The following is a 14446-nucleotide window of genomic DNA, read 5'->3' as shown; positions in this document are numbered from 1 at the left end:
TTCTATCCTTTCTTTATTTTATTTTTTTAAAAAATTTTATGTTAAAAATTATTTTAAAAATAGTTTTCTATAATAGTCATGCCGATTCTTTGAGCTATAACTACATTTTAAGCAGCTTCTCAAACTCATCTAAAGACAACGGTTTTGAGTAGTAGTAGCCTTGAATGGAATCTATTTTGTTCTCTAACAAAAAGCTATGCTCCTCTTCTGTCTCCACACCCTCTGCAAGTACATGTATGCCAAGCTCATTTCCTAAAAAAATAGTTGTTTTTACAATAATTTGATTTTTTGGTTCAGTTTGAATACTCATAATAAAAGATCTGTCAATTTTAAGCTTATCAATCGGAAGATTTTTCAGGTAAGAGAGGGAGGAGTAACCGGTCCCAAAATCATCTACTGAGATATGAAATCCCAATGCTTTTATCTTTTGAAGCAAATCTATAACTAGATCTGGATTTTCCAAAACAGAACTCTCCGTAATCTCAAGTTCTATCCAAGATGCCTCGCATCCACTCTCTTGAAGCATACTTTTAAGAGTGTTTATAAAATCAAGATGGGTAAGTTGGTGCGCGGATACATTGATAGCCACTCTTCCTTTTGCTATCTTTTTGTCATGCCATCTTTTAACAGTTTTAAAACCTTTTCTTAGTACAAAATCTCCTATCTCCACGATCAAACCACTTTTTTCAGCTGCCTGAATAAAAAAATCAGGAGGTACAACTTCCCCTTTATAATTCCACCTTATAAGAGCTTCGGCACCGACAATGCTGCCTGTTTGTGCATCATTTTGAGGTTGAAAGTAGAGTTCAAGCTCTCCTTTTTCAACCGCCTGCTTTAAGTTTGTAACTGTTTCTGTATAGGAGATGGCATCTTTTTTAAACTGCAAATCATAAAAGCTGTAGTTGTTTTGGGTTCTCTTTTTAGCATTATGCATTGCAGCATCTGCAGCTTGATACATCTCCTGCATCGTTTTAACATCATCAGGATAGAGGCAGATACCGGAACTTACTGTAATATAAACATCTATAGAATCTACTTGAAGCGGATTGCTAAATTTGTAATGCAGCTCTTGCATTAATCTCTTTATCTCCTCTTTATTGCCCGAGTTTACTACAATTCCAAACTCATCGCCAACCATTCTGGCAATAAATGCAGTTGATATAAAGACCTCTTTAAGAACTTTTGATATCTCAACAAGAATCTTATCTCCATAAAAATGGCCGTAAGAATCGTTTATGATTTTAAAATTATCAAGATCAATAAGAATTAAAGCAAACGGCAAATTTTGTGAGCACTTCTGTGTTAAAACTTCGCTCATATACAATCTGTTTGGCAAAAAGGTTACATCATCGAGATGTGAAAGTCTATAAAATTTCTCTTTTGTTTCTATCAAGAAACGCTCATGCTCTTTATGTTCGGTCATATCTCTGGCTATTGCAAATATTCCAAAAACTTTCTTTCGCTCATCTACAAGAGCGCCCTTGGTTGTTGAAAAAACCTTCTCTTTTCCACCTACTACAGTATATTTTTCCTCTTTTTTGATTATTTTTTTATTCTCTATAATTTTTTTCTCTTCATCAGCTGTTTCGGCAGCATATTCAGGTGTAAATAGTGTCTCATCTCTTTTGCCTACAATATTTTGCGCATCTACATTTAACATCAATCCCGCAGCATCATTAAATAGTATATATTTTCCATCTCGATCCTTTGCATAGATGGCATCAGGTGAAGTGTTTATAATAGTGTGTAAAAGTTTTTCATATTTTGAGAGTTCTATCTGCGAAGACTCTATAAGTTCTTTTGCCTGAACAAAATTTTTCTGTTTTTTATAATTTTTTTCAATATCTTCTATTTTTTGAAAATATAAGTTATGAATATTATGAAAAAATTTGCGACTTAAAAAAAACAAAATCAAAGCAGTGGTGAAAATAAAAAACCACTCTTTATACGCTTTCATTAATGAAGCTTCTGCCGGATTAGCTGCTAAAGAGGAGATTGCTGAATCAGATAACATTATCCATATGACTCCTACTGCCAAAAATATTGCAGAGATAAAAAATGCACTTCTATTATTTTTAGAATATTTTATATGCACTCTTTATCCTTTTGTCAAAATATTTACCCTATTATATTATATAATTATTTTAAAATCATTTTAATGATAAAATTTTTTCAGATACATCCTGTTATAATAACGAAAAATCAATATATGGGATATTTGTGAAACTTCCAAGGGGCTTTGGCAAAAACTATTTTACACTAAGAGCAATTACTGCAACCGTAAATCAAATAAGCCTTAATGCCAACGCATCTCGTGTGCAAAATTTTCACATATCAAACTTTCAAGGTGACGAGATTGAAGCCGAACTTGAAGAAGAGGAGCTTGCCGCCATACTCCTTTCTTTTGAACTCTCTTCAAAACCTTGCCATTGCAACTGTTACTATTTAAAAAAAACAAGAAAAACACTCCTGCTACACCCAAATCAAAACTACTTTTTTGACTACTTTAAAACTCTAAACAACGCTATCTCTCCGCCCATTTTCTATTTTGATTCACAAAAAAAATATAAATAAACAATGGAAAACAATAATGAAAAAAAAGATATTTTTGTCACTGCTTACTTCAAGTATATTAGTCGCTCAAACGATTGAGCTAGAGCCTCTCAATATTACTTCAACGGCAATAAAAACAGACGAGTTAAAATCAACCGACGCAGTAGAGATATATACAGCTGAAGATATACAAAACGCACATGTACAAAATGTTTATGAGTTTTTAAATCAGCAAACTTCTGTTATTGCTATGCCCTCTTACGGAAACTCATTTTCTCAAAAATTAGACTTTAGAGGATATGGCATCAACGATGGATATCAAAACATTGTTATTACACTTAATGGTAGAAAAATCAATAATATAGATATGGTTCCATCCTTACTCTCTTCTATCTCTCCCTCTTCCATCGAGCGCCTAGAGATTATAAAGTCCAGCGGTATCGTAAACAGCGGAGATGGAGCAAATGCGGGAGCCATCAATATAATCACCAAAAAAAACAGGGACAAAGAGATAACTCTTTACGGCGGCAGCGTAATCGATGGCTCTTTTTATCTGGGACACAGCAATGAAAAATTATCTATCTCAGCAAACGCAGAAATACAAAATAGTGACGGTATCCGAACCATAAACAGCAACGGAGACAAAGATGAAAGCAGTTTAAAAAGTGCTGATTTTCATGCTGCATACGCTCCTATTGAAGATTTGGAACTTAGAGCCGGTATCTCCTACGCCAGAATGGATCTCATCTATGCAAGCTACTTAACGCTTGATGAGTATAACGATGACCCGAAACAAGCAGGAGCCGCAAATTGGGGTGCAACTGAGCAAGAGTTTGATACAGATACTATAAATGGAGGATTTAGTTACTACCTGAGCGATAATCTCTCTCTAAATATTGATGCAAGCCGTGAAGAAAAAGAGTCAAACTATATAACTTACGCATCTGTTGCCGATTATGTATACAACTCTGGCAAAGCCGCTTTCAATTACGAAAATAAAAATATAGCAGTTGTTGCAGGGATTGATAGTTTTGAAGGTAAACGAAGAGCTTATGAAAATGAGACAAGCAAAGATAATCTTGCAGGTTTTGTTATAAGTAATTTTATGTTTAAAAGCCACTCTATAAAAGCAGGAATGCGAGTCGAAGAAGTATCATATAAATACAGAGATACGACTTTATCACTTAAAGATGACCATTCGCTATACGGTGCAGAGCTTGGATATAACTATACTTTTAACAAAGAAAATTCTCTTTTTATAAACTATGCACACTCTTATCAGGCTCCTGACATTGACAGATTTTTCAATAAAGAGTGGTCTGGAAATGTTAGTTTCAACGGTTTCATAGACCCGATGCAAACAGATAGTTTTACTCTTGGCTACAACAATATTCACTCAAACAACAAGTTTAAAATTTCTCTTTTTTATATCGATTTAAAAGATGAGATTTATCTAAGCCCTTTAACTTGGACAAACACCAATATTGACAAATCATATAAGTATGGTTTGGATATTTATAACAAGTGGTTGGTAACGGATGAGTTTAATATTGCGCTCAACTATAACTATGTCAGAGCAATTATTGACGAAGAAGGAGACTATTCGGGTAACGATCTGCCGGGTGTTTCAGACCATAACATAAAAGCGACACTCAGCTACCTTCCAAACAAAAACATTACTTTGGCACTCACGCAGGTATATCGCTCAGAAGCATATGCGGCAGACGACTTCAATAACGACTTTGCCCAAAAGCAGGAGGCGTACAAAAGTACTGATGTATCTCTAACCTATACAAAAGATAGTTTGGAACTTTTCGCTAAAATAAACAATCTGTTTAACCAAAAGAACGGTTTATGGATACGAGATGACGCCATCTACCCTGTAAACTTTACTACAACTGCGACAGCAGGGTTTAAACTAAAACTCTAAGGATAATGCTTTGAGCATAAAAACTATTTTTTTACTACTGCTTTTTACGCTCACACTCACTGCTAATGAGAGAGTTATCTCTCTTAGCCCCTCTATTACGGAGATAGTTTATGCTTTGCAAAAAGGGGATGATTTGGTTGCAACAAGTGCGTTTTCACTCTATCCAAAAGAGGCTCAAAATCTGCCTGTTATAGGCGGCAATTCAGCTCCAAACTTGGAGAAGATTATAGCGCTATCCCCCACTTTGGTTATCGGGCAGGATTTTAGTCATGCGACTTTAGAAAAACTCAAAAGATTTAAGATAGAAACTTTAATGCTCAAACTCCAAACCATTAACGATATAAAAAGCTCCATTATAGAACTAGCAGAGAGACTACATGTAAGCTCCAAAGAGGTTATAAAAAGCATTGAGTATGCTATAAAAAATGCCACTAAGAGCAAAAAACCGCATAGAGTCATGATAGTTTACGGTCTGCATGAAGATTTACGAAGCGGTATCTATATAGCGGGTAAAAACATCTTTTTTGACGACATCATCACACTCTGCGGCAACACTAACGCATATGATGCTAACCAAACTAACCAACCCGTTTTAAGTTATGAAAATGTTATAGCTCTAAACCCCGACCGGATTATCATACTCCACTCAGACGCTTCAAACAGTTCGGTTGACAAAGAAAAAGCCTTGAGTGCATGGCACTCACTTCCTACTAACGCGAGTAAAAACAGACTCATAACGGTAGTGGATGAGAGTTATATTCACATACCTTCGCATAGAGTAGCCCTAACTATAGAGCGCCTCTGCCGTGAGATGAACAGATGATTGAGCTAAAATCCCTCTCATGCAGTTACGGCAGCAATATAATCTTGCAAGATATCAACATGGAGATAGAGTCTCATCTTAGCATACTCGGTGCGAACGGTTCGGGAAAAAGCACTCTTGTTCGTGCCATCTGCGCTCTTGTCTCTTACGGGGGAGAAATCTACATAGATGGCGTAGACGCAAAAGAACTCTCACTCTTGGAGATGGCAAAAACTATCTCTTACATCCCCGCAAAACTTGAGATTTACGACTCGTTTATAACCGTGAAGGATTTTGTGCTGCTTGGAAGATTTGCCTATAAAAAAAACTTTTTCGAGTATTCACATGAGGATAGAGTCATAGCTGCGCAAAAGATAAAACTCTTAGGGCTTGAACATCTAAAAGAGCACACTCTTGCCTCTTTAAGCTCGGGTGAACAGCAGCTTTCCCTCATCGCTGCGGCACTAGCGCAGGAGAGCAAAATCATCATCTTTGACGAACCGACTGCAAACCTTGACCCGCACAACTCAAAAGTAATCGCACACTATATAAAAAAGCTAAAAGAGACGCATCAAGTGATACTCATCACTCATGATCTGCATCTGGCATGCTATATTGACAACCCCATCGCTTTTATAAAAGAGAAAAAAGCGCATCTCTACGGAAGGGATTTTTTCGACGACGAGGTATTAAAAGAGCTTTGGGGAGTTGAGTTTTTCTCGCTGGCGGTGAAGTATGGGTAAATATTTGGTTTGGTTTTTGCTTCTGTGTGTTTTTATACTCTCTCCGTTTGTCGGCGCGGTAGAACTTGAAATGGCTGAGATTTTTGACTTCTCCACTCTTGCTTCAAGCATCTTTTTTGAGCTTAGAGTGCCGCGGGTTTTGTTTGCTTTTTTTGCGGGAGTCATCCTTGCTCTTAGCGGGCTGCTGTTTCAAACACTCTTTCGCAATGCGCTTATGACGCCCTACACGCTGGGCATCTCAAGCGGCGCTGTTTTGGGTGCGGGAGTTGCCATAAAACTTGGTCTGGGAAGCCTCTTTTTTGGTCTTGGCGCCATTCATCTATTTGGCTTTTTCGGCGCGCTCTTTAGCGTTTTTTTACTTCTTTATCTCTCAAAATTTCTAAAAAATGCACACCATGAGTCGCTCCTGCTGCTTGGAATCGCTCTCTCGCTCTTTTACACCTCTGCTCTTATGATTGTTTTTTATCTGGGGAGTGCAATCCAAAACGATATGCTTATCCGCTTTACGATGGGTTCACTCTCCGTCATCGGATGGCAAAATCCAATTATGGTGGGTTTTATAGCCGCTGTTTTACTTAGCGCTGTTTACATCTACCGCTTTGAGCTTCAACTTTTGGGCATCTCGGACGAGAGTGCGAAACTAAAAGGTTTGGATACCAAAAAAACAACGAGAGTACTTCTTGTCGTCTCCTCTTTTGCTATTGGCACGCTTGTAAGCATAAGCGGGCCTATCGGCTTTGTAGGACTTATAACACCGCATATTGTCGCAAAACTCCACCCCTGCACTGTAAATAGACGCATAATGAAAACCGCTCTTTTGGGGGGACTTTTTTTGGTTTTTTGTGACACAATAACAAGGGCTTTATCCACGCAGAGCGAACTGCCCATCGGGATAATAACAGCGCTTATCGGCGGACCGTTTTTTATATATCTTATAATGAGGAAAAAATAGTGAATCTTTTATCAAAAACCGCTCCGCTGGAGGAGTCCATCGCAAAGATGCAAAAAGTCTTAAAGGATGTCGGCTGCAAGGTTCTTTTTTCACAAGAGAAACATCCACTGCAAAACTGCTACTCCGTAAATCTAAGCTCGGCAGAAGCGCCGTCTCACATCTACTCAAACGGCAAAGGAGTCTCAAGCGAAGCATCCATGGCAAGCGCTTTGGGCGAATATATCGAGCGGCTTCAGACAAACAACTTTTTTAGCGATTTTTATCTTCCCTCCCGCAAACTCTATCCCGATGAAGCGGCTTTTGAGTTTGGCGGAGATTTTTTAGATGATGAGCTTCTAAACATTTACGACCCAAATGGCGAACTCGGCGATGAGGATTTGGTGGACTACAACAGCGATTACTTAGACAAAATAGTAACTCTGTCTTTTAAAAGATTTTCCGATAACAAAAGCATCTATTTTCCCATAAATATTCTAAGCAACCTCTATGTAAGCAACGGTTTGGCGGCTGGCAATACGCCAAAAGAGGCTCAAGTTCAAGCGTTAAGCGAGATATATGAACGATATGCAAAACTTCAGATTATCAAAAACGGTTATGCGCTGCCGCTGTTCCCCACCGATGTTCTCGCCTCATTTGAAAAAGTCTACAACGATGTTATGGCTCTAAGAGAAAAAGGCTATATCGTAGAGGTTCTTGATGCCTCACTCGGCGGAGAGTTTCCCGTAACTGCCATCTCGCTTATAAACCCCAAAAATGCAACGCTTTTTGTCTCTTTCGGTGCGCATCCGATTTTGGAAGTCTCCTTGGAGAGAACCATGACGGAGCTTATGCAGGGGCGTGACTTGGAGAGTCTTGAGAGTTTTGAGACTCCTACTTTTGACATGAGTATAGTAGCGGACAGCTTCAATCTTGAGTCTCATTTTGTGGATTCAAACGGAAAGCTGGGGTTTGGATTTTTAAGCGCAAAAAAGAGTTTTGAGTTTGCGCCATGGAGATACAGCGGAAGCGGCACTCAGGATGAGTTTGAATTTTTAACAAACATCGCCAAAGAGATGGACAGAGAGATTTACATGAGAGAGTATGACTACCTCGGATTTTACTCATGCCAGATTCTTATTCCGAGTATCTCTGAGGTTTATCCTATGGAGGATTTGGTCTATAACAACAAAAACAGCGGCAAGCTTATCCGCGATATGGTTTTAAACTTTAGCGAATATGACCCTGAAGATATTTTAGATGAAATAGAGTCGCTTGACAACTCTCTAAGCATGGAGAAGTACATCGGCGTTATCTTTGAAAACAACTTTACGATGGCAGAGTTTAAAGCGCAAAACCACCTCCTTCTGGGCGAACTGGAAGAGGCGCTTGAACTTTTAGAGTTTGGAGAAAATAGACTCGGACATGTGGTTGCAGAACTTATCCGCATGCGTGAAGCGAGGCTTGATTTTGAAGAGTACAAAGAGGGGCTTTATGCCGTATTTACAGAAGCTAGAGTTGAAAAAGCGGTGCGGATTTTGGACGGAGAAGATTTTTTTATAGATGTGGAGTTTCATAACGATTACCATAATATGTTAGCATTATATGATAGACTTGAAACAAAGAAAAAAGGAGTGATTGCATGAGTTACGAAGAGTGGTTTGAACAACACGCCGCAAAACATAAAAAGATAGTCGAGAAGCTCGTAGTGCACGGTTTAAGCGAAAATGAGATTATAGACTATTTTGATTTTGAAAATATGGTAAAAGAGGAGAATGACTTCTGCCCGCTTTACATAGAATCCCGCAAATGCCACGACATAGAAAAACTCAACTGCTACCTCTGCGGTTGTCCGCACTTTAGATTTAACGACGAAGGGCTTGGTGAGTACAATGGATTAAAGATACTAAGCCGTTGCGACATCAACAACGGTTCCACCATCGGCAGAAACGGAGCCATCCATCAAGACTGTTCAAAATGCACCGTTCCGCACCATAGAGCCTATGTAAAAAAGAAGTTTAGCCTTGATTGGAAAGAAATCATGAAAGATTGCAGCGTAACCCATATGTAATAAATATCTTCTACTATTTTGACATGAAAAAAGATAAAGTTTATGTCATAGACACCAACATTATTTTGCAAAATCTGCAAAATATAGATACCCTGAGCGATAATGGTTCTAACATAGTTGTGATACCTGAGACGGTACTGCTTGAACTTGAAGATAAAAAGAAACTCACAAACGAACTTGGTTACTACTCAAGAGAGTTTGCAAGATTTTTAGCCTCCACCAAAATAAAAGAGATAGATTATAAGAAAAACTACAAAGTTGTCAAACTCTATAAAGGCGATGTAATTATTCACATTATCTCAAAAGAGAGCTACGATACCCAGATAGAGCAACACCACATCTCCGAGAGCAATGACAAAAGGATTATAGAAGTTGCCGAGGTTGCAAGAGATTACTATAAAGGGCAGAAGGTCATCTTTATCTCTATCGATATCTATGCTCGAACATTCGCACTCTTTAAAAACATTAAAACCCAAACACTAAATGATGACAAGAGCGAGGTTCCTGACTTCTCTTTTGTAAAAAGCACGCCGCTTGAGTCCATCTACTTTAACAATTTAAATCTTCAAAGTATTAAAGAGATAGATGGTCAATACAAGCCGGAGAATTTTTGTTATACATTTGAGTCAAGTGATGGAAACAGCGCATATGGAATCATTGCGAACGAGCGCGTGATGGTTATGGATGAGAGCGATTTCAACCCTCTTGCCGTCAAACCTGCAAACCTGAAACAGAAATTTTTTGTCAAAGCCATAATTGAAAATGTTTACAACCTGCTTGTAATCGACGCCAAAGCCGGAAGCGGTAAAACACTTATGTCTTTTGTGGCAGCGATGAGACTTGTGGATAAAGGGCTTTACGACAAAATAGTCTATGTGCGAAACTCTATAGAATCTATCGACAGAGGAGCAGAAGTAGGCTTTTTGTCGGGAAATGATGAAAAATTTCGCATCTACAATATGGCACTGAGCGATACCATGGAGTTTATAGCAAAAAAGCGACTCAAAAATGGAATAAACGCCGAAAATCCCGAATCTATCCGCTCTAAAACAGAGGAGCTTATAGCAAGATATGACATACAAACTCTCTGGCCGGGAGAGGCAAGAGGACGCACGCTAAGTGAAGCTATCGTTATTATGGATGAGTGGCAAAACAGCAGTGAAAAGACGACACAGCTTATCCTCTCACGACTTGATGAGAGCTGCATGGCAATCGTTATCGGCTCCAACAGACAGATAGACAATCTCTATCTTAACAAATACAACAATGGTCTAACAACGCTTTTAAAACAGACGAGAGCAACACACCCTGAGCTTGGCATGTTTGCTATAGAGCTTGAAAAAGCGGTGCGCGGAAAATTTGCAGAATTTAGCGAGAGAATTTTCGTCTAATGACAAATAAGTTTATAAACGACACCATTTACAGCCATATTGAATACACAAAATTTGAGGGAGAAATACTTCAAACAAAAGTTTTAAGCCGCTTGCAGTTTATCACGCAAAATGCACTGGCTTACTTTGCTTTTCCATCTATCAATACTAAAAGATATATACATAGTTTAGGAACAATGCACTTAGCTTCGCACATGTACAAAGGCGCGCTTTTAAATGCAAAAAGCGAGATGAGGTCTCTTTTTTTAAAAAATCTCTACAAAGCCATAAAAAAAATAGAATCCAGGCTTGAAATTGATAGTAAAATCCAAAAATGTAATCTTTTTGAAGATGATGCGCTCTACCAATTTCTTATACCTCTTAAGAACCCCAAAGAGAAGTATGCCTATCTTTTATCACTTCAAGCACTAAGACTTGTAGGGCTTTTACATGATGTGGGACATTTGCCCTTTTCACATCAAAGCGAATATGCAATGCAAAATATCTATGAAAATCTTCTGCTTTGTTCTAATCTCAATAAAGAAGAGAAAAACTTTATACTATTTTACGAACATATCACCGAAAAAAACTCAAAAGTTCTTCATGAAGCGATGGGAATAGAGTTTACAAAAATGCTTTTTGAGTATGAAATTCTTCAAAGTTTTGAGCAAATTATTGATAAAAAATATATACAACTTATCTATAAATTAGTGGATTTTATCTTGCAAGATACAAAATTCGGTGGATTTGATTTTGCAATGTTACACTCTTTTATCGATTCAAGTGTTGATGCGGACAGACTTGACTATGTAAACCGTGATATGCTCGCCAGCGGCTACATCAGCGGAGCAGTTGATCTGCTTCGAATCACTAAACAGGCAGTTTTAACTTCAAATAAAGATATATATCATCTCTCTTTTTTTGACAGCGCTATTTTAGATATAGAACATATGTTAGAGATGCGTTTCAATCTCTACAAAAAAGTGATTTTCAACCATCAGATAGCAAAAAAAGATGCGATGCTTGAAAATCTTATTCTTTATCTATCTAAAGAGTACTTTACAAAACAAAAAGAGCAAAAACTAAACGATATTTCAATGCTCTGGAAATTTTTGGATGCCACAGACAATGCAAAAAGACTCGACACCATAAGTCTTATGGATGAAAATTGGCTTATTTCGCTCTTTAAAGAGGAGTATTTTCGGCTCAAATATTCAGAACAAAAAGAGACACAAAAAATGCTTATGATTTTTGAAGAGGTTCTTTTTGGCAAAAAATATTTTCACTCCATCTGGAAAAATCTAAACGACCTCTACGATGTACTCAACTTTAGTACAACACAAAAGTATCAATTTCGTGAAAGTTTTGGCTATATTTGCGAGTCTAAACTCACCATCTTAAAAAACTCTTTGCAAAACTTTGTCTTACACCATGAAGCAAAAAACAGTTCTCTTTTTTTATCCTATCAGATTGTTTCTTTTAATCTTGGAATCTCAAAAGATTTCACTCTCTTTAGCGGCAAAAACCTAGTTCCCATCGACGAAGTTTCCACTCTGAGAAAAAGACTTAAAAAGTCGATGCTCAACACTGTTCCATTTTTTATCTACTGCAACAAAAGTGAACTAACTACAGAGATAAAAGAGAGTTTAAAAGAGATTTTAATCTCTGTTTTTGAAAAAAATATGGAGTGGAAATCCTAAATAACTAGACAACTGACTAATTGCTTACAGCACTTATAGGGTCAAGTGATAACTATAACTTGAAAAGACATTATTTACAATTTATAGAAAACATAAGCAAACAAATAGAAAAAATTTTCTCAAAAATAGAACAAGTGCCAAATCTTCTTGTACAAAGATGATAATTGCAACAAAAATATATTGATTATATGCAGTTTTTAACTATATGTTAAATTATGAAACATAAAAATTAGATTGATTGTAGGTTTACAAAAATATTTTAAAAATAATTATATTTTTATGCTATTGTAATAACACATAAAAAAGGAGATATTATGAAAAAGTTTACATTTTCAGTAGCCGCATTAGTTTTAATAAGTGCATCTGTTGTAGCAAGTGAGAGTACTAACACAGGATTTTATGTTGGTGCAGCAGTCAGTTCAATTCAAAATGAGTTTGCAGCCAAATCACACTATTATTATTACGAAGAGGATAGTGATATGGCTAAAGGAGATACAGACCATGTAGGAGCTATGTTACAGCTTGGATATAAATTCAACCCTTATATTGCAGTTGAAACACGCTACTGGGCTACCGGTGGTAGAAGTTGGCAAGATTTAGAAAACTGGAGCAGTGATCCTGACGATTCGTTTGAAACAAAATTTGATGCAATGGGGCTTTACCTTAAACCAATGTATCCGGTAGCAAACGGATTTGATGTATATGGATTGCTTGGTTTTGCGCTGATGAATTATGATTTAACTTATATATCCAATGGTGAAGAGTATGCGCATCGTAACTTTTCAGATACTTCATTCTCTTATGGTGTAGGAGCTTCTTATGCTATCAATGATTCACTTACCCTCTTTGCAGACTATGTAAGGCTTTATGATGATAAAATAACAGTATTTAGTTCTTCATATAGTCATGATTATGCAGATATTACTACTGATACTTTTAACTTCGGTTTAGCTTACAAGTTTTAGAAAATTTTTCTGTCGCCTTATACGCGGCAGAAGTCAACCACTGCAAACTTCTCTTTATATTAAAACAATCTCCAATTGAAGTTTTCAAAGACTCTTTAAAGAGTCTTTGCATTGACAATTTATTGCTGCTGTTGCTGCATCATATTGCGTTTTGGAAGCATGTATCCTTTGATCATGTTCTTTTTGATAGTTTTTTCGATCATGTGCGCTGTAAACTCACGCGTGAAAATTTCTCTCTGCTCTTTATCTAGGATAGCATAAATACTTTCAAGCATATTTGCTCTAGCGCTAATCATAGCATCAGGTTTGCTTAGCATGGTTTCTCTGAATACTTTTTTATCAAAACTATTGCCTTTAAAAGCTTCAAGAGGGCAAACAGGTCCTTTTTGTTTTATTTTAACCTTTGCCTGTTTGTAAACATTGATTGCATCAGTCACTTTTTGAGCTTGTACAGCATTAATACCTGTTTTACTGACGGCATTAACAACCTTTTTGACGAACTCTTTCTTTTGTTTATTGTGACTTCCCTCATCTTGTTTGTTACTCATGGAAGAGCCGCCCATATTGCCATGACTTGACGCTATTGCAGCTCCTGAAAGCAAAGTAGAAGCAAGAACACTTGCAATTAAAATTCGTTTATACATACTATCTCCTCTTATGTGATTTTCAACTTAATTATATCTTACCCATAATTAAATAAAAAGTCAAAAAAGTTGATTTATATCAGCCAAACCTATGTAAAAAAGGTTTATCATTCGCCATATTTTTCTATTGGAGATACATATTTGAGAAAATATCTTACAAGAATGCGTTCAAAAGAGAGACGCCCTACAAGAAAGCCCATCAGTAAAATACTTTGGTCAACTTTCGGTGCTTTTATAAGCATATATCTTCTCTCAAAATTCAGCCAATATTTTTCACCGCAAGATGGCTTTTTTTTACTTGGTTCTTTCGGAGCTTCTGCAGTACTTGTTTACGGTGCACCGGATGCCATTTTTTCTCAGCCTAGAAACCTTCTTGGCGGTCATATACTCTCCGCTTTTGTATCTGTTTTTTTAGTGAAGTTTTTTGGAAATATATTAGAATTTGAAACTCTTTGCGCCATTAGTGTATCTTTATCCATTTTATTAATGCATTTCACTCTCACCTTGCATCCTCCAGGTGGTGCGACAGCACTTATTTATGTTATAGGGAGTGATGATATAAGGTCTCTTGAATGGTTGTATCCTATCACTCCTATTGCCACTGGGGCTCTTATTATGCTTCTTGTTGCACTTTTAATAAACAATCTCTCAAACAACACCAAAAGACATTATCCGCTTTATTGGTATTAAAAGGGCAAGTGATTCAAGAGTAAAGGAGCTAGGTGATATAGATATCAAAC

General features: G+C 37.0%; 13 protein-coding genes. 11 read left to right on the top strand and 2 right to left on the bottom strand.

The window, feature by feature from the left end:
• Window positions 1-100 precede the first annotated feature (100 nt).
• Window positions 101-2095 carry a sensor domain-containing protein gene (locus FJR47_RS00530; RefSeq protein ID WP_152298552.1) on the bottom strand — a complete coding sequence of 665 codons (1995 nt, stop codon included), beginning with the start codon at window positions 2093-2095 and terminating at the stop codon, window positions 101-103.
• A gap of 125 nt (window positions 2096-2220) precedes the next feature.
• On the opposite strand from FJR47_RS00530, the gene FJR47_RS00525 reads away from it, so the two are divergent.
• The 10 genes from FJR47_RS00525 (at window position 2221) to FJR47_RS00480 (ending at window position 13062) form a co-directional block, all read left to right on the top strand.
• A complete protein-coding gene (locus FJR47_RS00525; RefSeq protein ID WP_152298551.1) occupies window positions 2221-2574 on the top strand; it encodes a hypothetical protein in 354 nt (117 codons plus the stop codon).
• Window positions 2575-2590: 16 nt separating this feature from the next.
• Window positions 2591-4483 (top strand): TonB-dependent receptor, encoded by a 1893-nt coding sequence (locus FJR47_RS00520; RefSeq protein ID WP_152298550.1) that lies wholly within the window; start codon window positions 2591-2593, stop codon window positions 4481-4483.
• A 10-nt stretch (window positions 4484-4493) separates the two neighbouring features.
• The gene (locus FJR47_RS00515) at window positions 4494-5306 is read left to right on the top strand and encodes an ABC transporter substrate-binding protein (protein WP_152298549.1); all 813 of its coding nucleotides are present in this window, start codon (window positions 4494-4496) and stop codon (window positions 5304-5306) included.
• A complete protein-coding gene (locus FJR47_RS00510; RefSeq protein ID WP_152298548.1) occupies window positions 5303-6028 on the top strand; it encodes an ABC transporter ATP-binding protein in 726 nt (241 codons plus the stop codon). The genes FJR47_RS00515 and FJR47_RS00510 overlap by 4 nt, the downstream gene beginning before the upstream one ends.
• Entirely contained in the window at window positions 6021-6980 is a 960-nt protein-coding gene (locus FJR47_RS00505) for a FecCD family ABC transporter permease (protein WP_152298547.1), read from the top strand. The genes FJR47_RS00510 and FJR47_RS00505 overlap by 8 nt, the downstream gene beginning before the upstream one ends.
• On the top strand, window positions 6980-8602 hold the full coding sequence (locus tag FJR47_RS00500; RefSeq protein ID WP_152298546.1) for a YcaO-like family protein: 1623 nt from the start codon (window positions 6980-6982) through the stop codon (window positions 8600-8602). Before FJR47_RS00505 ends, FJR47_RS00500 begins: the two co-directional genes overlap by 1 nt.
• A complete protein-coding gene (locus FJR47_RS00495) occupies window positions 8599-9027 on the top strand; it encodes a hypothetical protein (protein WP_152298545.1) in 429 nt (142 codons plus the stop codon). The genes FJR47_RS00500 and FJR47_RS00495 overlap by 4 nt, the downstream gene beginning before the upstream one ends.
• Window positions 9006-10418, top strand: coding sequence for a PhoH family protein (locus FJR47_RS00490; RefSeq protein WP_241690967.1), 1413 nt, complete (start codon window positions 9006-9008; stop codon window positions 10416-10418). Before FJR47_RS00495 ends, FJR47_RS00490 begins: the two co-directional genes overlap by 22 nt.
• A complete protein-coding gene (locus tag FJR47_RS00485) occupies window positions 10418-12097 on the top strand; it encodes an HD domain-containing protein (RefSeq protein ID WP_241855405.1) in 1680 nt (559 codons plus the stop codon). Before FJR47_RS00490 ends, FJR47_RS00485 begins: the two co-directional genes overlap by 1 nt.
• A gap of 314 nt (window positions 12098-12411) precedes the next feature.
• Window positions 12412-13062, top strand: coding sequence for a porin family protein (locus tag FJR47_RS00480; protein ID WP_152298544.1), 651 nt, complete (start codon window positions 12412-12414; stop codon window positions 13060-13062).
• 119 nt (window positions 13063-13181) lie between these two features.
• Here the strand turns inward: FJR47_RS00480 and FJR47_RS00475 are convergent, their stop codons facing one another.
• Entirely contained in the window at window positions 13182-13706 is a 525-nt protein-coding gene (locus FJR47_RS00475; protein ID WP_152298543.1) for a hypothetical protein, read from the bottom strand.
• Window positions 13707-13847: 141 nt separating this feature from the next.
• Between FJR47_RS00475 and FJR47_RS00470 the strand changes: the two genes are divergently transcribed.
• Window positions 13848-14396: an HPP family protein gene (locus tag FJR47_RS00470; protein ID WP_152298542.1), complete on the top strand. Its 549-nt coding sequence runs from the start codon at window positions 13848-13850 to the stop codon at window positions 14394-14396.
• Window positions 14397-14446: the final 50 nt, after the last annotated feature.

The organism is Sulfurimonas xiamenensis, assembly GCF_009258045.1.
Classification (GTDB): Bacteria; Campylobacterota; Campylobacteria; order Campylobacterales; family Sulfurimonadaceae; genus Sulfurimonas; species Sulfurimonas xiamenensis.
Note: the sequence above shows the minus strand (reverse complement) of the source record. Positions and strands in the feature narration are given on the sequence as shown.

Bases quoted from the DNA above. Each gene is read 5' to 3' on its own strand.
- FJR47_RS00520 (WP_152298550.1), top strand. From the start codon at position 2,591: ATGAAAAAAAAGATATTTTTGTCACTGCTTACTTCAAGTATATTAGTC.
- FJR47_RS00475 (WP_152298543.1), bottom strand. From the start codon at position 13,706: ATGTATAAACGAATTTTAATTGCAAGTGTTCTTGCTTCTACTTTGCTT.
- FJR47_RS00485 (WP_241855405.1), top strand. From the start codon at position 10,418: ATGACAAATAAGTTTATAAACGACACCATTTACAGCCATATTGAATAC.
- FJR47_RS00505 (WP_152298547.1), top strand. From the start codon at position 6,021: ATGGGTAAATATTTGGTTTGGTTTTTGCTTCTGTGTGTTTTTATACTC.
- FJR47_RS00495 (WP_152298545.1), top strand. From the start codon at position 8,599: ATGAGTTACGAAGAGTGGTTTGAACAACACGCCGCAAAACATAAAAAG.
- FJR47_RS00510 (WP_152298548.1), top strand. From the start codon at position 5,303: ATGATTGAGCTAAAATCCCTCTCATGCAGTTACGGCAGCAATATAATC.
- FJR47_RS00480 (WP_152298544.1), top strand. From the start codon at position 12,412: ATGAAAAAGTTTACATTTTCAGTAGCCGCATTAGTTTTAATAAGTGCA.